Source organism: Bradyrhizobium sp. (assembly GCF_016219575.1).
GTDB lineage: Bacteria > Pseudomonadota > Alphaproteobacteria > Rhizobiales > Xanthobacteraceae > Bradyrhizobium.
On sequence record NZ_JACRMG010000006.1, the window covers coordinates 29,674 to 46,896 of the forward strand.

23 protein-coding genes and 2 tRNA genes are annotated in these 17,223 nt (G+C 64.6%); 16 read left to right on the top strand and 9 right to left on the bottom strand.

The window, feature by feature from the left end; all coding sequences use genetic code 11:
- Positions 1-12: 12 nt before the first annotated feature.
- The 5 genes from HZB49_RS03675 to HZB49_RS03695 all read right to left on the bottom strand — a co-directional run bounded on the left by HZB49_RS03675 (position 13) and on the right by HZB49_RS03695 (position 4,841).
- Positions 13-2,157: a HAMP domain-containing methyl-accepting chemotaxis protein gene (locus tag HZB49_RS03675; RefSeq protein ID WP_291609135.1), complete on the bottom strand. Its 2,145-nt coding sequence runs from the start codon at positions 2,155-2,157 to the stop codon at positions 13-15.
- 168 nt (positions 2,158-2,325) lie between these two features.
- On the bottom strand, positions 2,326-3,054 hold the full coding sequence (locus tag HZB49_RS03680; RefSeq protein WP_291609136.1) for an outer membrane protein: 729 nt from the start codon (positions 3,052-3,054) through the stop codon (positions 2,326-2,328).
- Positions 3,055-3,330: 276 nt separating this feature from the next.
- Complete coding sequence (locus HZB49_RS03685) at positions 3,331-4,053, bottom strand: outer membrane beta-barrel protein (protein ID WP_291609137.1); 723 nt, start codon at positions 4,051-4,053, stop codon at positions 3,331-3,333.
- A 171-nt stretch (positions 4,054-4,224) separates the two neighbouring features.
- Positions 4,225-4,515: a DUF1330 domain-containing protein gene (locus tag HZB49_RS03690; protein ID WP_291609138.1), complete on the bottom strand. Its 291-nt coding sequence runs from the start codon at positions 4,513-4,515 to the stop codon at positions 4,225-4,227.
- A 5-nt stretch (positions 4,516-4,520) separates the two neighbouring features.
- Positions 4,521-4,841, bottom strand: coding sequence for a hypothetical protein (locus HZB49_RS03695; protein ID WP_291609139.1), 321 nt, complete (start codon positions 4,839-4,841; stop codon positions 4,521-4,523).
- A 100-nt stretch (positions 4,842-4,941) separates the two neighbouring features.
- Between HZB49_RS03695 and HZB49_RS03700 the strand changes: the two genes are divergently transcribed.
- Complete coding sequence (locus HZB49_RS03700) at positions 4,942-5,211, top strand: hypothetical protein (RefSeq protein ID WP_291609141.1); 270 nt, start codon at positions 4,942-4,944, stop codon at positions 5,209-5,211.
- An 11-nt stretch (positions 5,212-5,222) separates the two neighbouring features.
- Here HZB49_RS03700 and HZB49_RS03705 read toward each other — a convergent pair.
- A tRNA-Thr gene (locus HZB49_RS03705) sits at positions 5,223-5,297 on the bottom strand.
- A 266-nt stretch (positions 5,298-5,563) separates the two neighbouring features.
- Here HZB49_RS03705 and HZB49_RS03710 point away from each other — a divergent pair.
- The 11 genes from HZB49_RS03710 (at position 5,564) to HZB49_RS03760 (ending at position 12,794) form a co-directional block, all read left to right on the top strand.
- The gene (locus tag HZB49_RS03710) at positions 5,564-5,737 is read left to right on the top strand and encodes a hypothetical protein (protein WP_291609142.1); all 174 of its coding nucleotides are present in this window, start codon (positions 5,564-5,566) and stop codon (positions 5,735-5,737) included.
- A 14-nt stretch (positions 5,738-5,751) separates the two neighbouring features.
- Positions 5,752-7,449: an FAD-dependent oxidoreductase gene (locus HZB49_RS03715; RefSeq protein WP_291609143.1), complete on the top strand. Its 1,698-nt coding sequence runs from the start codon at positions 5,752-5,754 to the stop codon at positions 7,447-7,449.
- A gap of 47 nt (positions 7,450-7,496) precedes the next feature.
- The gene (locus tag HZB49_RS03720; RefSeq protein ID WP_291609144.1) at positions 7,497-7,808 is read left to right on the top strand and encodes an EthD family reductase; all 312 of its coding nucleotides are present in this window, start codon (positions 7,497-7,499) and stop codon (positions 7,806-7,808) included.
- A 132-nt stretch (positions 7,809-7,940) separates the two neighbouring features.
- On the top strand, positions 7,941-8,423 hold the full coding sequence (locus HZB49_RS03725; protein WP_291609146.1) for a hypothetical protein: 483 nt from the start codon (positions 7,941-7,943) through the stop codon (positions 8,421-8,423).
- 58 nt (positions 8,424-8,481) lie between these two features.
- On the top strand, positions 8,482-8,925 hold the full coding sequence (locus HZB49_RS03730) for a DUF2948 family protein (RefSeq protein ID WP_291609147.1): 444 nt from the start codon (positions 8,482-8,484) through the stop codon (positions 8,923-8,925).
- Positions 8,926-9,122: 197 nt separating this feature from the next.
- Positions 9,123-10,418, top strand: coding sequence for a histidinol dehydrogenase (hisD, locus tag HZB49_RS03735; protein WP_291609148.1), 1,296 nt, complete (start codon positions 9,123-9,125; stop codon positions 10,416-10,418).
- Positions 10,415-10,906 (top strand): UPF0262 family protein, encoded by a 492-nt coding sequence (locus tag HZB49_RS03740; RefSeq protein WP_291609150.1) that lies wholly within the window; start codon positions 10,415-10,417, stop codon positions 10,904-10,906. Before hisD ends, HZB49_RS03740 begins: the two co-directional genes overlap by 4 nt.
- 6 nt (positions 10,907-10,912) lie before the next feature.
- Positions 10,913-11,383: an arsenate reductase ArsC gene (locus tag HZB49_RS03745; protein ID WP_291609152.1), complete on the top strand. Its 471-nt coding sequence runs from the start codon at positions 10,913-10,915 to the stop codon at positions 11,381-11,383.
- A gap of 291 nt (positions 11,384-11,674) precedes the next feature.
- Positions 11,675-12,310, top strand: a complete 636-nt coding sequence (locus HZB49_RS03750; protein ID WP_291609153.1) for a Maf-like protein — start codon at positions 11,675-11,677, stop codon at positions 12,308-12,310.
- Between the two features lie 41 nt (positions 12,311-12,351).
- Positions 12,352-12,543, top strand: coding sequence for a DNA gyrase inhibitor YacG (gene yacG, locus HZB49_RS03755; protein ID WP_291609154.1), 192 nt, complete (start codon positions 12,352-12,354; stop codon positions 12,541-12,543).
- Between the two features lie 175 nt (positions 12,544-12,718).
- Positions 12,719-12,794: transfer RNA gene (locus tag HZB49_RS03760), tRNA-Phe, on the top strand.
- 469 nt (positions 12,795-13,263) lie between these two features.
- Here HZB49_RS03760 and HZB49_RS03765 read toward each other — a convergent pair.
- The gene (locus HZB49_RS03765; RefSeq protein WP_291609155.1) at positions 13,264-13,632 is read right to left on the bottom strand and encodes a hypothetical protein; all 369 of its coding nucleotides are present in this window, start codon (positions 13,630-13,632) and stop codon (positions 13,264-13,266) included.
- Positions 13,633-14,208: 576 nt separating this feature from the next.
- On the opposite strand from HZB49_RS03765, the gene HZB49_RS03770 reads away from it, so the two are divergent.
- From HZB49_RS03770 to rpsU, 4 genes are all read left to right on the top strand, one after another.
- Entirely contained in the window at positions 14,209-14,691 is a 483-nt protein-coding gene (locus HZB49_RS03770; protein ID WP_291609156.1) for a hypothetical protein, read from the top strand.
- A 52-nt stretch (positions 14,692-14,743) separates the two neighbouring features.
- A complete protein-coding gene (locus HZB49_RS03775) occupies positions 14,744-15,184 on the top strand; it encodes a GFA family protein (RefSeq protein ID WP_291609157.1) in 441 nt (146 codons plus the stop codon).
- 176 nt (positions 15,185-15,360) lie between these two features.
- Entirely contained in the window at positions 15,361-15,825 is a 465-nt protein-coding gene (locus HZB49_RS03780; RefSeq protein ID WP_291609158.1) for a DUF4188 domain-containing protein, read from the top strand.
- A 306-nt stretch (positions 15,826-16,131) separates the two neighbouring features.
- On the top strand, positions 16,132-16,401 hold the full coding sequence (gene rpsU / locus HZB49_RS03785) for a 30S ribosomal protein S21 (protein WP_291609159.1): 270 nt from the start codon (positions 16,132-16,134) through the stop codon (positions 16,399-16,401).
- A 34-nt stretch (positions 16,402-16,435) separates the two neighbouring features.
- On the opposite strand, the gene HZB49_RS03790 is transcribed toward rpsU, so the two are convergent.
- Together HZB49_RS03790 and HZB49_RS03795 are read right to left on the bottom strand one after the other, a co-directional pair.
- Positions 16,436-16,732: a hypothetical protein gene (locus HZB49_RS03790; protein WP_291609160.1), complete on the bottom strand. Its 297-nt coding sequence runs from the start codon at positions 16,730-16,732 to the stop codon at positions 16,436-16,438.
- Entirely contained in the window at positions 16,725-16,991 is a 267-nt protein-coding gene (locus HZB49_RS03795) for a hypothetical protein (RefSeq protein ID WP_291609161.1), read from the bottom strand. The genes HZB49_RS03790 and HZB49_RS03795 overlap by 8 nt, the downstream gene beginning before the upstream one ends.
- Between the last annotated feature and the right edge of the window lie 232 nt (positions 16,992-17,223).

The window sequence follows — 17,223 nt, forward strand, 5'->3', positions numbered from 1 at the left end:
CAAAGGAGGGCGTTACGCCGCCCGGATATTCGACAGGAACGCGTCGATTTCCGCCCGCAGCACGTCGGCTTCCCGGCGCAGTGCGTCGGAGGCGGAGAGTACTTCGCCGGCGGCGGTGCCGGCCTCGTTGGAGGCGTTGCTGACGCCGACGATGTTGGAGGAGACCTCGCTGGTGCCGCCGGCGGCATGCTGGATGTTGCGGGCGATCTCGCGCGTCGCCGCGCCCTGCTCCTCGACGGCCGCCGCGATCGCAGTGGTGACGTCGTTGATCTCGCTGATGGTGGCGGAGATGTTGCGGATGGCCGTGACCGCCGTATTGGTCACATTCTGCATGCTGCCGATCTGCTGGCGGATTTCGTCGGTCGCCTTCGCGGTCTGGCTGGCGAGGTTCTTGACTTCGGAGGCGACCACCGCAAAGCCGCGGCCCGCTTCGCCGGCGCGCGCCGCCTCGATGGTGGCGTTGAGCGCGAGCAAATTGGTCTGCGAGGCGATGGTCTGGATCAGGTCGACCACCACGCTGATGCGCCCCGCATTGTCGGCAAGGCCCTGCATGGTGGCGTCGGTGGTGCCGGCCTCATCCACCGCCTTGCGGGCGATCTCGGCCGAGGTGACGACCTGGCGGCCGATCTCGGCGATCGAGGACGACAATTGCTCCGTGCCGGCCGACACGGTCTGCACATTGACCGAGGTTTCCTCCGCGGCGGAGGCGACTGCGCTCACCAGCGCGCTCGACTGGTCGGCGGTCGCCGACATGCTCTGCGCGGTCGACTGCATCGAATTGGCAGCGCTCGACAGGCTGTCGAGGGCGCTGCCCACGGTGGCCTCGAACTCGGCTATATGGGTTTCCATGCGGGAGGCGCGCTCGGCCTTGGCAACGCGGTCCTTGTCCTGGTCGGCGGTCAGCGCACGGGCCGCGATCATGCTCTCGCGGAACACCTGCAGCGAATCCGACATTTCCGCGATCTCGTCGCTCTGGCCGGAATGGTAGATCTCGGATTCGAGATCGCCGCTGGACAGTATCTTCATCGAGCTCTGCAGCGCGCGGATGCGGCGGATGATGCTGCGGCCGACATAGAGCCAGACGAACAGCACCGAGCCGATCAGCGTGCCGACGCCGAGCGCCAGCATCACGATGGTGGCGAGCGAAATCTCCTCGCGCGCCTGTGCGGTTGCGGTGTCGGTTTCCTTGCGCACGCCGTCGACGAGCTGCTGCACGCTGATGCCGAGACCGACATTGAGCTTGCGGGTTTCCTCCAGGATGGTTTCGCCGTAGTCGGCGGCATCGAGCTCCTTCTGGCGGATCTTGAAGATGCGCTCCTTGCCTTCGCCGAGCGCCTGCAGCTTCGCCGCGACCTCGCCCATCGTCTTGCCGCCGGCGCCTTTCGGCAGCATCTCGAGGTTGGATTTGAGGCGCTCGACCGTCTCCTTGAATTCCTTTTCGATCGCTTCCAGCGTGTCGCTGTCGGTGGCGGACAGGGCGGCGGCCAGGTTGGAGGCCATCAGGTTGCCGCTCGCGATCACGTTGCCGAGCTGCACGACGATCTGGGCCGCCTGGTTGGCGTCGTCGATCACGGGCTCGACGGCGGTGAGAACGGCATTGAGCCGGCTCTGGGCATCCACCATCTCCGGGACGGAGGCGGCGACGAATTCCCCTTGCGCCTTGCGCAAGGCTTCGTATTTCTTGTCGTGCTGGGCCGCCGCCTCGAGCCGCTCGCGCGCCGCCGAACCGAGGCTCTTGGTCATGTCCTCGATGTTCTTCACGGTCTCGGTGAGCGCTGCGGCGACCGACTTGTCGGCGCCGAGCTGGATGACCTCGTTCAGCTTGGCCAGTGCGGCGGCCTGCGTCTCGTTGACCTTCTTGGTGCGCTCGTTCAGCGACTCTTCGGAGCGCGCGGCAAGCAGCGCCGGGCCCTGGCTTGCGAGCGCCGCGCTCTGCGCCGACAGCTGCAGGCTGGTGGCCAGCCGCGGAATGTCCTTGCCGCTGAGATCGACCATGACGCCGCCGAGGTGGCCGAGCACGAGGCCGGCGCCGGCGGAGATCACGATGGCCATGCCGGCGATGACGGCGAAGGCCGAGAAGAGGTTACCCCTGACACCGAATTTCGGCAGCCGGAATTTGAGAAATCCTGGTTTGCCGACCTTGAACCGCAACGCCATTGCCCCGAGCCCCATACGCTACCTGTAGGTGGCGGCAGTATCGCGATACCCGGTTAACAAGTCGGGAAGGCCTGAGGCGGCGGCGCCCACTTTTCGCGCCGAACACAACAAAAAAGGCCGGCTGAAGCGCCGGCCTTTTCCGCGAGAAGCGAAACCTGCAATGTTTGGTTAGTACTTTGCAATCACCGGACCCGGGCCGAGGTTGAAGCGGTAGTTGATACCGGCTTTCACCGTGTGCTCGTCGTTGCGGAAGCTGCCGAACGGCGCCAGCGCCACCGGCGTCACGAAGCGGCTGTCGCCGAAGTTGTAGTACTGGTACTCGACCTTGCCCGACCAGTTCTGGGCGAACATGTATTCGAAGCCGGCGCCGACGGTATAGCCGTCGCGATGGTTGCCGTCGAAGCTGTAGGCCTGAGGCACGCCGCCGAGATACAGGCTCTCGTTGTTGTCGGCGAAGGCATAACCGCCCTTCACGTAGAGCAGTCCCGGGCCCCAGGTGTAGCCGAGGCGGCCGGTCACCGATCCGATGCCGCGGCGGTCGTTGCTGTAGACATAGCCGTTCGGGAACGCAGCGTTGATGGTGTTGCCGCTGAGCCAGGAGTACTGGGCTTCGATGCCGAGCACGAAGTTCGCCGCGAACTGGTAGTCGAAGCCGCCCTGCACGCCGCCGAGGAAACGCGCGTCGTTGTTGCCGTTCAGTACGAGGCCGTTGAAGGTGTTGTCGTTGCCGAAGGCGGCGCCGACGTGACCGCCGATGTAGAAGCCGGTCCAGTTGTAGATCGGGGCTGCGATCGGGGGCGGTGCCTTGGTGTAGGCGCGGCGCGCCTGCAGATCGGCGGCAAGGGAGGGCGCGCCGAGTGAAATGAGCGCCACGGTGGTGAGAAGAAGTTTCTTCATTCGTCTTGGTCTCCAACAGAACATTCGCAAGACGCCGTTTGCAGGCGCCCATCCGAGGGCGCGCTGATTATCGGTGTTCGCGATGAAATGCTGTCACCCGTCAGACACAGTTCCGCTCGCCCATTGCAGCCGGAAACAAGCCGGAAAGCTGCCGCATTTCGCAAGCGATTTGCGACGGATGCGGATTGATTTCGCGAAAAAGGGCCGGCGTTGTGCCGGCCCTTCAACAAGTCTTGATCGCCTCGTGAGCGCCTGGCGCATCGCGCTCCGGCAAATTCAGTAGCGTGCGACGACGGGGCTCGAGAAGTTGAAACGGTAGTTCACGCCGACCTTCAACGTGTGCTCGTCGTTGTGGAAGGCGCCGAACGGCACCAGCGCGGCAGGGGCGACGAACCGGCTGTCGCCGAAATCGTAGTACTGGTACTCGGCCTTCACCGACCAGCTCGGCGCGAACATGTATTCGGCGCCGCCGCCGATGGTCCAGCCGCTGCTGTGGCCGCTGTCGAGCGCAAAGGCGATGGGCACGCCGGCGAAGGTCACGACGTCGCGGTTGTCGGAATAAGCGTAACCGCCTTTCACATAGACCAGCGCCGCACCGAAGGAATAGCCGAGGCGGGCGGTGATGGAGCCCAGCCCGCGCTGGTCATTGCTGTAGACATAGCCGGCGGGGAACACCGCGCTGGCGTTGTTGCGGCTGAGCCAGCTGTATTGTCCCTCCGCACCGACCACCCAGTTGCCGTAGAACTGCCAGTCGGCGCCGGCCTGCACGCCGCCCATGAAGCGCGCGTCGTTGTCGGAGAGCGCAAGGCCGTTGAAATTGTAGTTGCCGCCGAAGGCGCCGCCGAGATGCGCGCCGACATAGAAGCCGGTCCAGGTCCAGATCGGCGCGGCATAGGCCGGTGCCTTGTTGTAGTTGTAGCGCGCGCCGAGATCGGCGGCGGAAGCCGGCATCGCGGCAAACGCCGCGGCGGCCGATGCGGCAAGCAGGATCTTCTTCATTTTCGCAGTCCCCGGTCATTCCAGGCGCCGCAGTCGGGCGCACATCCATGCCGGAGAGTAAGAAGGGCTTTGGCTAACATGCGGTGACCGTCCGCCCGCGGGCGCCGCGAACCCGGCGCGTTGGCAGGCAAACCATTTGTTGTGCTTAACGAGGCGTTAAAGCGGAAGCAGTCAGGTGCAGCCTTCGGCAAGCACCAGCCTGCTCGTGGTGGTGGCGTGGCGAATCCTGAACAGGTCCTGGATTTCGGGATCGCTGAGGAACGCCTGCGCCTTCTCGCGTTCCGGGAATTCGATGATGACCATGCGTTCGGGCTTCCAGTCGCCCTCGATCGTCACCGGCTGGACGCCCTGGACGATGTACTTGCCGGAGTGTTTGGCGATGAATGCCGGGATCCTGGCGATATATTCCTTGAAGCCGGCGAAGTCGTTCACCTTCAGGTCGAGCACCAGATACGCTTTCATGTCTGCTAGCCCAGCCGCTCCAGCACTTCCTCGCGCAGCTTGTTGCGGAATTGCGCACGCGCCGCCGGGCGATCCTTTTCGGCAACATCGTGGCGATCGAACACGTTGAATTTTTCCAGGATCGGGTAGCGCTCGCTCGCCATGGCGAGGATACGAAGCCGCTCGGCCACCGGTCCAATCGGTCCCCTGACCTCCCAGCGCCGGATGGTGTCGGCGCCGCCGGCCGGAGGCAGGCCGCAGAGCCTGGCCATGTCGGCGGCCGTGAGCGGCCGGCCGATCGCTTCCCCCAGATCGATGCGCAATTGCCTGAATTCCGGTCCGGTCACGATTGCTTGTTCCCCAATGTCCTAAAGTGTGAACCGCCTCACACGTCCCCGGGCTTCTACGGGCTATACCGCCAGCCAATCGTTCCATCAGGAGGCACACATGCGCCGATTGATCGAAAGCCTGACACCCGGCGAGCGCCCGATCTCCTGGACGTGGATCGGCGGAATGTTCGCCTTTTACGTCGTGGTGACGGCCGCGGCCGTTACCCTCCTTGTCGGTCACCCGACTCGCGCGAATCTCGTGCAAAAAACCGGCGCCACTGTGGCGACCGGCGCGGCATCGTCTTCCGCCGGCGAGCCCGGCATGCTGCGCAGCCTGCAGCACGTCGTGCATTATCGGGATGACGCCAGGGTGATCGGAAGCGAGTGACAAGCGAAGACTGGTGCTGCCGGACAGGATTGAACTGTCGACCTCTCCCTTACCAAGGGAGTGCTCTACCACTGAGCTACGGCAGCATATGCCCGGGAAATACAGAATCGGCCGCGTCCGGCGCCTCCGGGCGGCCGGTTCTTGCCACAAGGACCCCCCATGCGCAAGCACGCGGGAGGACGGCGGGGCCATGAAATTGGGTCGAAAACCACCGCTTTGCGCCGGCGGGCCGGACGTCGACCCCCGGGATGCCGCCTGAGCCGGTTCCGCTCCGTCCGCAATGGCAATTGCCTCGCGCGCGGCCTGCGCGCCATATTCCCGGCGACAGCAGCGGCCGATCCACCGGGAAGCGATGAAGCAGGACGACAAGGACAAGGGTTCCTCCCGGCAGGGCAGGCTGAAGCTGGCGCTGCGCGAAAATCTCAAGCGGCGCAAATCGCAGGCGCGCGGACGCCATGACACCGCCGCATCTTCCACTGATGCCAAAGTCTCCCTAGATGACCGCGAAGAAGAAGGGTCAGGCTAGAGGCGGGTAGCGACATGGCAGATGTCAGCAATGTGAACCGGCCGCGCGGTGCTGCATCCTTCACACGGTACGAACAGACCTTTCCGACGCTGACGTCGCACGAGATCGACCGCATGCGCCGCTTCGGCGAGCTGCGCCGCTTTCGCCATGGCGAGGCGCTGTTCGAGGCCGGCAAGCCCGGGCCGGGCATGTTCCTGATGCTGTCGGGCAATGTCGTCATCAGCCATCGCGACGGGCTCGGCCATGTCGCGCATATCATCGACCAGGGTCCCGGGCAGTTCATGGCCGAAATCGGCCAGCTCTCCGGCCGCGTCGCTCTGATCGACGGCCATGCCGAGGGCGCGGTCGAGACACTGCTGATCCCGCCGGACAATTTGCGTGCGCTGCTGGTCGCCGAGGCCGATCTCGGCGAACGCATCATGCGCGCGCTGATCCTGCGCCGCGTCAGCCTGATCCAGGGCGGCATGGGCGGGCCCGTGCTGATCGGGACCGAGACGCTCGGCGACATGGCGAGGCTGCAGAATTTTCTCGCCCGCAACGGACAGCCGCATCATCTGCTCGATCCCGCCGGCGACAAGGATGCCGCCGATCTGGTCGCGCGCTACGTCGCCGCGCGCACCGACCTGCCGCTGGTGGTCTGTCCCGACGGAACCGTGCTGAAGAATCCATCGGAGACGTCGCTTGCGCTGGCGCTCGGCATGATCGGCACGCATGCGCATGACAAGCTCTACGACGTCGCCGTGGTCGGCGGCGGTCCGGCGGGGCTTGCCACGGCGGTGTATGCGGCGTCCGAAGGCCTGTCGGTCGCGGTGCTGGACCAGCGCGCCTTCGGCGGGCAGGCCGGCGCCAGCATGCGGATCGAGAACTATCTGGGATTTCCCACCGGCATTTCCGGTCAGGCGCTGGCGGGACGCGCCTTCACCCAGGCGCAGAAATTCGGCGCGGAGATCCTGATTCCGGTGACCGCCAAGTCGCTCGATTGTGCTTACGGCGACGGCCTGTTCGCGCTCGAAACCGAATGCGGGCAGTTGCTGCGCGCGCGTTCGATCGTGGTGGCGAGCGGCGCGCGCTACCGCCGCCCCGAGATCGAGAACCTCGACGGCTTCGAGGGCAAGGGCGTCTGGTACTGGGCCTCGCCGATCGAGGCCAAGCTGTGCGCCGGTCAGGACGTCGTGCTGGTCGGCGGCGGCAACTCCGCGGGCCAGGCCGCGGTCTTCCTCTCCGGCCATGCGCGGAAAATCTACATGATCATCCGCGGCGGGGGCCTGGGCGCCAGCATGTCGCGCTATCTGATCGAGCGCATCGAGGCGACACCGAACATCGAGCCGATCTTCAACGCCGAGGTGATCGCGCTGGAGGGCAATGCCGACGGCGGGCTCGAACGGGTGCGCTGGAAGAGCCGCCTGGCGCCCGAAACCGACACGCTGGACGCGCGCAATCTGTTCCTGTTCGTCGGCGCCGATCCCGCAACCGGCTGGCTCGATGGCTGCGGGGTCAGGATGGACCGCGCCGGCTTCGTGCTGACCGGCGTGCCGCCGGAAGGCCATGGCGACCGGCCGGCGCCGCTTCAGACCTCGGTTCCGGGCGTGTTCGCGGTCGGCGACGTGCGCTCCGGCTCGGTCAAGCGCGTCGGCGGCGCGATCGGCGAGGGGGCGCAGGTCGTGGCGGCGCTGCACGGATATCTGGGGGAAGCGGCGAAACCTGCGCCCTGACTTCGCGTATCCGCTTCTATCGATGCGCGAACAGGAGGGATGCGCCCATGGCTGCCCAGATCATCGTGTCCTACAGGACGCCCGCCGACCCCAAGGCGTTCGACAAACATTATTTCGAGACCCATGTGCCGCTCGCCTGGAAGATCCCGGGCGTGCGCAAGTACCAGGTCAGCCGCGGCCCGGTGATCACGCCCGCCGGCCCGTCGCCGTTTCATCTCATCGCCACGCTGACTTTCGACAATCTCGCCGCCATCCAGAGCGCCTTTGGCAGCCCGGAAGGACAGGCCGCGTTGGCCGACGTGCAGAAATTCGCCACCGGCGGTGTCGAGATGAATTTCTTCGAGGCGGGCGAGGTGTGAGGCGGTGCCGGTCGCCCGTCCACCCTCTCAGGTTGTGCACATGGCTGGTTTGCGCAGGGAAATCGCCCGTCCATGTGGAAATTTATTTCCACTCGTCGTAACCTGGGCGGGTCTCAACGAGGAGCAGGCCGCATGGGTTCGCTGGTTCTAATTCATGTGGCGATCAGCCTGATCGCAATCGTCGCGGGGCTGGTCGTGATGTTCGCGATGCTCGAGTCCGGCCGCATGCCGGGTCTCACCGCGATCTTCCTGCTCTCTACCATCCTCACCAGCGCGACCGGATTCATCATCCCGCCGTTCCTGACCGACAAGCTGCTGCCGTCGCACGCCTTCGGCATCCTCTCGCTGGTCCTGCTCGCGATCGCCTGCTTCGCGCTGTACGGCCAAAATCTTTCCGGCAAATGGCGCTGGATCTATGTGGTGACCGCGCTGGTCTCGCTCTACCTCAACACCTTCGTGCTGGTGATCCAGTCGTTCCTGAAGATACCGGCGCTGAGCGCGGTGGCGCCCGGCGTGCCGCCGACCGGGCCGGTGTTCGGCGCGGTGCAGCTCGTCGTGCTGGCGTTCTTCGCCTTCATGACGTTCCGCGCGGTCAGGCGTTTCCATCCGGCCTGAGCGGGACTGGCGGCCCGGCCTTGCATCGGCGCGCGAACAGGCACATCTGGAGCGTGTCATGATCGCTCCGCTCAAACTGATCGCACTCGATGCCGACGACCTCGCGGTGATTTCGGCGCATGTCCAGGACGCCCGCGTCCAGGCCTCCGACATCGTCTGGCGCCAGGGCGAGAAACGGCTGGTGGTCGGGCTGAACCGGCTGGACTGGGAGCAGGCGCTGGCCGGCGAGGCCGCGCCGCAGCGCCTCATCGCAGCGCTGCGGTTCGACCGGGTGCTGGCCTGCAAGTCGCGCAACATCGACCCGGCCTCGGGCGAAACCCTGCTCGAGCTGGTCGGCATCGAGTTCTGTCCCGGCGAGGCGCCCGGCGGCAGCGCGCTGTTGCTGTTCAGCCATGGCGGCGCGCTGCGGCTCGACGTCGAATGCCTGGAATGCGAGCTGACCGATTTGGGCCCGGATGATCTCGGGGCGGGGGAGGTTTCGCAGGAATTGCGAGACTCCTGAGTTGTCGCCCCGGCGAAAGCCGGGGCCCATACCGCGTGATTCCTCGATTTAAGGCAGTGGCCGACGCCTTGATTCACTAACCAAACCCTGTGGTTATGGGCCCCGGCGTTCGCCGGGGCGACGTCGCCGAGGGTTGACGGCACCACCCCGACCGCGCCATTGAGGCAACAGGCCGAAAATCCCCCAAGAAAGCCGCCATGCCCGTCCGCCTCGACCGCAACAGCGCCGATTTTGACCAGCGATTCGCCGCCTTCCTGGCCGCCAAGCGCGAGGTTTCGGCCGACGTCGAGAAGGCGACGCGCGCCATCGTCGACGACGTTGCCGCGCGCGGCGATGCGGCGCTGATCGAGGCGACGAAGAAGTTCGACCGGCTCGACATCGATGCCGCGGGCCTGCGCGTCACCGCGGCCGAGATCGATGCCGCCGTGAAGGCGTGCGACCGCAAAACCGTCGAGGCGCTGTCGCTGGCGCGCGACCGCATCGAGACGTTTCACAAGCGGCAGCTGCCGAAGGACGAGCGCTTCACCGATCCGCTCGGCGTCGAGCTCGGCTGGCGCTGGAGCGCGGTCGACGCCGTCGGCCTCTACGTGCCCGGCGGCACCGCCGCCTATCCGTCCTCCGTGCTGATGAATGCCGTGCCGGCAAGAGTCGCCGGCGTGCCGCGCGTGGTGATGGTGGTGCCGGCGCCCGACGGCAGGCTCAATCCGCTGGTGCTGGCGGCAGCCCATCTCGGCGGCGTCGCCGAGATCTATCGCGTCGGCGGCGCGCAGGCCGTGGCCGCGCTGGCCTATGGCACGGCGACGATCGCGCCGGTCGCCAAGATCGTCGGCCCGGGCAACGCCTATGTCGCCGCTGCAAAACGCCTGGTGTTCGGCAAGGTCGGCATCGATATGATCGCTGGTCCTTCCGAGGTGCTGGTCATCGCCGACGACACCGGCAATGCCGACTGGATCGCCGCCGATCTGCTGGCCCAGGCCGAGCATGATGCGAGCGCACAGTCGATCCTGGTGACGAACAGCGCGCGGCTTGCCGCCGATGTCGAGCGCGCCGTGCAAGGCCAGCTCAAGACGCTGCCGCGCGCCGAGATCGCGCGCGCCTCGTGGAACGATTTCGGCGCCATCATCATGGTCGGCAATCTCGACGAGGCCGTGACGCTTGCCAATGCGATCGCCGCCGAGCATCTCGAGATCATGACCGCGGATGCGGAAGGCCTGTCGGCAAGAATCCGCAATGCCGGTGCGATCTTCCTTGGGCAGCACACGCCGGAGGCGATCGGCGACTATGTCGGCGGCTCCAACCATGTGCTGCCGACCGCGCGTTCGGCGCGGTTTTCCTCCGGCCTCGGCGTGCTCGACTTCATGAAGCGCACCTCGATCCTGAAATGTGGCCCCGATCAATTGCGCGCGCTGGGGCCTGCGGCGATGACGCTCGGCCAGGCCGAGGGCCTGGACGCGCATTCCCGCTCCGTCGGATTGCGGCTCAATCTGCCATGACAAAATCCGCCGACGAGGACGCCAACAACCGCATCGTCGCCGTCACGCTCGACGAGGAATCGATCGGCCGTTCCGGGCCCGACATCGAGCACGAGCGCGCGATCGCGATCTACGACCTGATCGAGCAGAACCTGTTTGCGCCCGAGAACGCGCCGGAGGGCCCGTTCACGCTGCACCTGGCCATCACCGGCAACCGGCTGATGTTCGACATCCGCCACGAGAACGGCACGCCCGTGGTGGCGCATCTGCTGTCGCTGACGCCGTTCCGGCGGATCGTGAAGGACTACTTCATGATCTGCGACAGCTACTACCAGGCGATCCGGACCGCTACGCCGGACAAGATCGAGGCCATCGACATGGGCCGCCGCGGCATCCATGACGAGGGTTCGCGCACGCTGCAGGAACGGCTGAAGGGCAAGGTGCGGGTCGATTTCGAGACCGCCCGCCGCCTCTTCACGCTGATCTGCGTGCTGCACTGGAAGGGGTAATTTCCGTTGGTCGGTGCGCCGCCGCGCGCGAAGACTCCGCAAGCCGTGCTGTTTGCCTGCGGCCTCAACAGCGTGCGCTCGCCGATGGCCGAAAGCCTGCTCAAACAGATGTTCCCGCAGGGGCTCTACGTGAAATCCGCCGGCGTCAGGAAGGGCGAGCTCGATCCCTTTGCGGTCGCCGTGATGGCCGAACTCGGCCAGGACATTTCCGGCCACAAGCCGCAGACCTTCGAGGAGCTCGACGACTGGGAGGGGCTGAATTTCGACCTCATCATCACGCTGTCGCCCGAGGCGCATCACAAGGCGCTGGAGCTGACGCGCACGGTCGCCGCCGACGTCGAATACTGGCCGACCCCCGATCCCACCGGCGCCGAGGGCAGCCGCGAGCAGAAGCTGTCGGCCTATCGCGAGGTCTGCGACGGCCTCATGATGCGCATCCGCCGCCGCTTTGCCAGGGTGGGCGCCGTGAGCGAGTGAATGTCGCCCCGGCGAAGGCCGGGGCCCATACGCCGCGGCGGAGCGGTTTGAGGCGGTGCCTGTCGCTCATGTCGTTTCCATGACGACCGGCTGGTTATGGGCCCCGGCTTGCCGCCTTCGCTGAAGCTTCGGCGCCCCTGCATCGCAACCCCGGCGAAGCCTTGGCGTAGACGGGTGCCGGGGCGATGAGGAACGCCACCACAATGCCTTGTTCCCCGGTTGTGAAAGCAGCCCCCATCCGATAGGTTCCGCGCGCATTCAACCCTCGATTCCCCGCCTCACCGAATCCGCATGCTCGGCCGTCCCAAATTCGTTCTTGCTTCCGGCTCGCCCCGGCGCCTGGCGCTGCTCAACCAGGCCGGCATCGAGCCCGATGCGCTGCGGCCTGCCGACGTCGACGAGACGCCGCGGCGGGGCGAGCTGCCGCGCGCCTGCGCCAATCGCCTGGCGCGCGCCAAGGCCGATGCGGCGCTTAAGAGTGTGCAGCTCGACGACGAGTTGCGCGGCGCCTTCATCCTCGCCGCCGATACCGTGGTGGCGGTGGGCCGGCGCATCCTGCCCAAGGCCAATCTGGTCGACGAGGCCGCGCAGTGCCTGCGGCTGCTATCGGGCCGCAACCACCGCGTCTACACCGCGATCTGCGTGGTGACGCCGAAGGAAGCCTTCCGCCAGCGCCTGATCGAGACGCGCGTGCGCTTCAAGCGCCTCTCCGAGGAAGACATCCAGGCCTATATCGGCTCCGGCGAATGGCGCGGCAAGGCCGGCGGCTATGCCGTGCAGGGCATCGCCGGCTCTTTCGTGGTCAAGATGGTCGGCTCCTACAGCAACGTCGTGGGCCTGCCGCTCTATGAATCGACCACGCTGCTCGGCGGCGAAGGTTTTCCGATCCGCTTCGGCTGGCTCAACGCCGCCGCGACGGGCGTATAGCGCTCGCGCGCGAGCCACCGGGCTTCATATAGATTATCGCGATGGCCGATCATCCCGCCAAGACTGGCGCTGCTGCCAAGCCTGCCAAGCCGTGCCCGATCTGCGGCAAGCCGCAGGTCGCTGCCGCAAAGCCGTTCTGCTCCGACCGCTGCAAGGACGTCGATCTGAACCGCTGGCTCTCCGGCTCCTACGCCATCCCCGCCCGCGAGGGAGAGGAGGAGGACCCGGAATAGGCGGCTCAGGTTTGGAGGTCAGTCCCAAAAAACCCTATATCCCGCAGATACTTGGGGAAACACCGAAGCCGGGCCTGCCTCGCCGAAGCCGCAGGCGAAGGCGGGTGGACAGCGCCGCCCGGCCCCACTATAAACCGCCCGCCCGCATATGGCCGAAAGGTCCTCTCCGCGGCACGCCCAGGTAGCTCAGTTGGTAGAGCATGCGACTGAAAATCGCAGTGTCGGTGGTTCGATCCCGCCCCTGGGCACCATGACTTTCTACCCACCAAATGTCGGTGGTTCGATTCCCGATCTCACGCCATATGAAGCGCTACGGAACGCGGTGAGCAACTGCGGCCGACTCTCACATGGGTAGGATTCTGGGTAGCCACGAAAATCGAACTGGCGTCCTACCCATCCGATTTGTCCGTGGTTCGATTCCCAGTTTTGACAATTCACACGTCCGTTGCAGCGCGCCTTGCGCGTTGGCGGAAGCGTGAGACAATTAATGGCATACGGACGGCGACGGTCCCTGCAAAGACTGCAGCACGCGCGAAAATCCGGTCTGGTACACTGACAATGTCTTTTGGAACGAAGTAATGGGTGAAGGGAGGGGTGCAATTCTGTGCACTTATTGCTCTGTTAGGCGGGCCGAAGCGAAATTCGCACCAAAAGCGTGGCGGGTGCTGCCAGATTGGAAATGGCAAAGTCGGTGATGCGTACGAGAACCCGGAGTTGATTTCAGCGAAAGAAGCTGACCGTCTCGCAAGCGAGACCAATTAGCATCGCTAGAATGAAGATACCGAATGTTAGCATCACCCATACTGCGGCGACGGCCGCTCCGGAATCGAACTTAATATCGTCGGTGCCGCGTGCCCGCAGCACGGAAACAATCCATAGCAGAGTAACTATTCCGGCCACGGCGAAGCCAATCACGGCGAACAGGTTTGCAAGCTCCTCTGACTGCGTGCGCGAGAACCCGCACGACCTTCCTGTTCGGATGATTGCGTCGCCGCCACCTACTGCATACGCTAGCACCATGAAGAATGCAGTTAGCGACCCGAAAACTAGCGCGAGTCCGATGTTTTTCAGCCGTTCAGCAAGTCTCATCTGAAATCACGAGACGTCATGCAGCTCGATTTCCGCCGCATTTTTCGGGTGTCTTCTGAGTGCGAACTTCTTGGAGATGTCCATGTCGTACTCGTTGACCCAGAGGACCGCCACTGTCAGTGGCTATCAGTTTAGGCGGCGTCTTTTCTTATCTTATGAGGAAGCTGAGCTCGAAGCGGAAAGTAGCTTTGTATTCTCGGGGACCGAATACCTGATTGAGGACAATCGCGGGCCGATTTCGTATCGTGTTGCTGCATAGTACACCACTGCAGCCCACGTTCTGACGGGTAGGAGTATGGGTAGGTAATTTTCTTGCGTCCGAAATTGATTGTGGTGTCAACGCGTTAGGCGATCAGATGTGGTCGGCCCCTGGGCACCATTGCCTCTCATCTCCCGTCTCATTGATTCCGCTTCATCAGTCTGATCTCGTCCGGGGTAACCCGCGGAGCGAGGCCGGATGTTTCGGATTCAGGCTCAGAGGTCACTTGTTGAATCTGTAGTCCCGAAGGTCCGTGAGGCCCGGCCTCGGCTGTGCCGCGAACGCTCTTGCAGAGTAATGCCAAGGGGAATTCTGGAATGAAACTCGTTGTGGTCCTCTTCATGTTTTTCGTGGTGCTTTGCTCCTTCACCTCGGATGCTGCAGACTCTGATACGAAAATATATGTGAACTTTGCGGTTAAATTGACGACTGCATCGGTGCTGCCGCGCGTCAGCGAAGCCATGGTCGATGTGAGGATGACATTGCGGGCCAACGGCTCGGTTGTCGAGACTTACGAGATCGCTGGCGGCGCCAAGGGCGGCAGCCAGGGTAAACTCGGGACCGCCCGGGAGCACATCACTTACCGGGTGGTCGATGCATCAACGATTGTGCGTACGGTAGACGAAGGAAACTACGTTCATCGAACGACCGTTCGTGTTAGCGGCAAGAACTGCACGGCGGACGTGGTGCGCGAGCTGAAGCCTGGCAATAGCGTGTATCGGGTATGGGTCGCCTCGCTCAAGCGCAGGGTGGAATACAAGAGCGTCGATACCGTCTGGACAACGTGCGTGATTGAGTAGGCAATCCGTGGCGAGGGGCTCGAGGTTGCGCGATCGCGCGAGGGAGAGGCGGATGAAAATCGACAGCGCCTGTCATTGCGGCAATATCCGCTACGAGGCCGAGGTCGACCCCGCCAAGGTCGTCATCTGCCACTGCACGGATTGTCAGACCTTGTCTGGCTCCGCGTTTCGCACGGTGGTGCCGACCGAGGCGAACAGTTTTCGCCTCCTGACGGGCAAGCCGAAGGTCTACGTCAAGACCGGCGAAAGCGGCAACAAGCGCGAGCAGACATTCTGCGCGGATTGCGGTGCGCCGATCTATTCCGGTCCTCCCGGTGCCGATGCGGCCGTGGTGAGCCTGCGCGTCGGCACGATCCGCCAACGCGATCAACTCGTCCCGGGCGATCAATACTGGTTCCGCTCGGCGCAGCGATGGCTTGCGGAAATGCCGGCGATGAAGCAGCGGGAGACGCAACCCGTGTTCGACGCCAAAGGCAGCTTCGGCAAGGACTGACGGCAGGATGCACGGGGATCGGCCGGTTCGCCGTCCTGCAATTCCCGCACGATCTCGCGCAAGAGAGCCATTGGCCGGTCGAAACCGGTTGATGGCCCGGCCGTATTGCAGGCTGTCGCCATGGTTTGCACCTGATGATGGCGACCGTCATACTGGAATTTCAACGGAGCCCTCTTATGACCGCCGTCGTCCCCACCCGTGTCACCGGCCGAATCGAGGGCGACTTTGTCGTCTTCCTGATCGGCATGCGCATCAACAAGCCGTGGAAGCTGCACAAATGGATTCCGGCGGCGCGGGCGATGCCGAAGATGCTGAAGGAGCTGGAAGCCGCGCCCGCGAAATACGGCTTCCTCGGCCATACCGGCCTCAGCAAGATCATCGTGCAGTACTGGCGCAGCTTCGAACATCTGGAGACCTATGCGCGCGACCGCGATTCCGCGCACTGGCCGGCCTGGGTCGAATTCAACCGGCGCATGAAGGATAGCCGCGGCGACGTCGGCATCTGGCACGAGACCTACCGCATCCGCGCCGGCGACTATGAGGCGATCTACAGCGGCATGCCGCCGTTCGGCCTCGGCCAGGCCGGCGTACAGTCGGCCATCACGGACGCCAACGACGCGGCAAGGCTGCGGATGGGGTAGGGACCAGGCGATACCTGCAGGATGGGTTGAGCATGGCGAAACCCATCATTGTTCCGAAAAGAGCGATGGGGTTCGCATGCTCAACCCATCCTGCGATCTGCTTTCCATGCCGATTGACATCACCGCCATGGAGTGGTCACGTCACCATCACCGGAAAGCGCATCGCCTGCGATCGAGATCGCGCTGCTGCTCCGCGGCCGTGAATAAATTACCGGCGCGAACCTCCTCACATCGTTCATCAAGGCCCTGCGCAATTGGCTGGCATGCAGGACCGATCCGTTTCGCAGCCGACGTCAGGAACAGCCATTGCAGGTATTCGTCCGCGACAACAACGTCGATCAGGCGCTACGCGTGCTCAAGAAGAAGATGCAGCGCGAGGGCGTGTTCCGGGAAATGCGCCGGCGCCGCTTCTACGAAAAGCCCTCGGAGCAGGCCGCGCGGAAGAAATCCGATGCGGTGCGCCGCATGCGCAAGCTCGCGCGGAAGCAGGCGATCCGGGACGGGCTGATCGCCGCTCCGCCGAAGAAGAAAAAGGAAGACTTGAAGCGGCCCGGCGCTGCGGCAGGGGCGGCGTGACGGAACCGGCCACGGCCAGCGGCTGCGCGATCGTTCAGGACTCGCGGGAGAGCCGGGCGAAATCGTCGAAGATGGCTGCAACGAGATTGCGATGGCGGGTGTCGTCCGGCGACAGGCTTGCCGCATAGAGATTGAGCACATAGCGGGCCTTGGCGGCGGCCTCCTGCCAAGTCTCCGCGGGAAGGGCGAGCAGCTGGTTTTCCAGCGCGGTCTGACGGTCGCGCAATTCCCTGGCGTGGTTCTCGACCTCCGCCAGCGTGCGGCGCAGGTCGGTGGCCTTCTGTGCGGCCATGCCGCGGTGCTTGTCGAGATCGAACGGCTCCCTACTCATTCGGCGCGCTCGCATCGATGCGCTGCGCATCCGCCAGGTCGACCGAGCCGATCGATATCATCTCCGTCGTGGAAGCCGAGGCAGCTCCCGGAACCATGATCATGGTAGCGACGCGGCGAAAGGCGGCGAACGAAAGCCCTTCGATCGACTCTTCGTCGGTGATGACGTCGTAGGTTCCCGCAGGCAGCAGGCGGTCGACGCCCCTGATCCGGAACGGATGCTTGAAGGTGACGGCCTCTCGCCGCGAGCGAACGGTCATGCGTACCTGCTTTCCTGAGCCACACGGGGCCGACGCTGACCTGATGCTGCAACGACCATGCGCCCATTCGGTTCGATTAGCCACCTGTTTCCTCCGATGGCGGAACGGCAGGGCGCTGCTGCGGACTTCGCGCTGGCTATCCCGGCAGTGGCGGCGTAGGCTTGCCCGATCACCGGCCTTTCCACGGCATATACCGGTGACTGAGGGTAACGCGCGCTCCCGCCGAACGAGA

Coding starts and splice junctions, on each gene's coding strand:
- HZB49_RS03675 (WP_291609135.1), bottom strand. CDS start 2,157: ATGGCGTTGCGGTTCAAGGTCGGCAAACCAGGATTTCTCAAATTCCGG.
- HZB49_RS03680 (WP_291609136.1), bottom strand. CDS start 3,054: ATGAAGAAACTTCTTCTCACCACCGTGGCGCTCATTTCACTCGGCGCG.
- HZB49_RS03685 (WP_291609137.1), bottom strand. CDS start 4,053: ATGAAGAAGATCCTGCTTGCCGCATCGGCCGCCGCGGCGTTTGCCGCG.
- HZB49_RS03690 (WP_291609138.1), bottom strand. CDS start 4,515: ATGAAAGCGTATCTGGTGCTCGACCTGAAGGTGAACGACTTCGCCGGC.
- HZB49_RS03700 (WP_291609141.1), top strand. CDS start 4,942: ATGCGCCGATTGATCGAAAGCCTGACACCCGGCGAGCGCCCGATCTCC.
- HZB49_RS03710 (WP_291609142.1), top strand. CDS start 5,564: ATGAAGCAGGACGACAAGGACAAGGGTTCCTCCCGGCAGGGCAGGCTG.
- HZB49_RS03715 (WP_291609143.1), top strand. CDS start 5,752: ATGGCAGATGTCAGCAATGTGAACCGGCCGCGCGGTGCTGCATCCTTC.
- HZB49_RS03720 (WP_291609144.1), top strand. CDS start 7,497: ATGGCTGCCCAGATCATCGTGTCCTACAGGACGCCCGCCGACCCCAAG.
- HZB49_RS03725 (WP_291609146.1), top strand. CDS start 7,941: ATGGGTTCGCTGGTTCTAATTCATGTGGCGATCAGCCTGATCGCAATC.
- HZB49_RS03730 (WP_291609147.1), top strand. CDS start 8,482: ATGATCGCTCCGCTCAAACTGATCGCACTCGATGCCGACGACCTCGCG.
- hisD (WP_291609148.1), top strand. CDS start 9,123: ATGCCCGTCCGCCTCGACCGCAACAGCGCCGATTTTGACCAGCGATTC.
- HZB49_RS03740 (WP_291609150.1), top strand. CDS start 10,415: ATGACAAAATCCGCCGACGAGGACGCCAACAACCGCATCGTCGCCGTC.
- HZB49_RS03750 (WP_291609153.1), top strand. CDS start 11,675: ATGCTCGGCCGTCCCAAATTCGTTCTTGCTTCCGGCTCGCCCCGGCGC.
- yacG (WP_291609154.1), top strand. CDS start 12,352: ATGGCCGATCATCCCGCCAAGACTGGCGCTGCTGCCAAGCCTGCCAAG.
- HZB49_RS03765 (WP_291609155.1), bottom strand. CDS start 13,632: ATGAGACTTGCTGAACGGCTGAAAAACATCGGACTCGCGCTAGTTTTC.
- HZB49_RS03770 (WP_291609156.1), top strand. CDS start 14,209: ATGAAACTCGTTGTGGTCCTCTTCATGTTTTTCGTGGTGCTTTGCTCC.
- HZB49_RS03775 (WP_291609157.1), top strand. CDS start 14,744: ATGAAAATCGACAGCGCCTGTCATTGCGGCAATATCCGCTACGAGGCC.
- HZB49_RS03780 (WP_291609158.1), top strand. CDS start 15,361: ATGACCGCCGTCGTCCCCACCCGTGTCACCGGCCGAATCGAGGGCGAC.
- HZB49_RS03790 (WP_291609160.1), bottom strand. CDS start 16,732: ATGAGTAGGGAGCCGTTCGATCTCGACAAGCACCGCGGCATGGCCGCA.
- HZB49_RS03795 (WP_291609161.1), bottom strand. CDS start 16,991: ATGACCGTTCGCTCGCGGCGAGAGGCCGTCACCTTCAAGCATCCGTTC.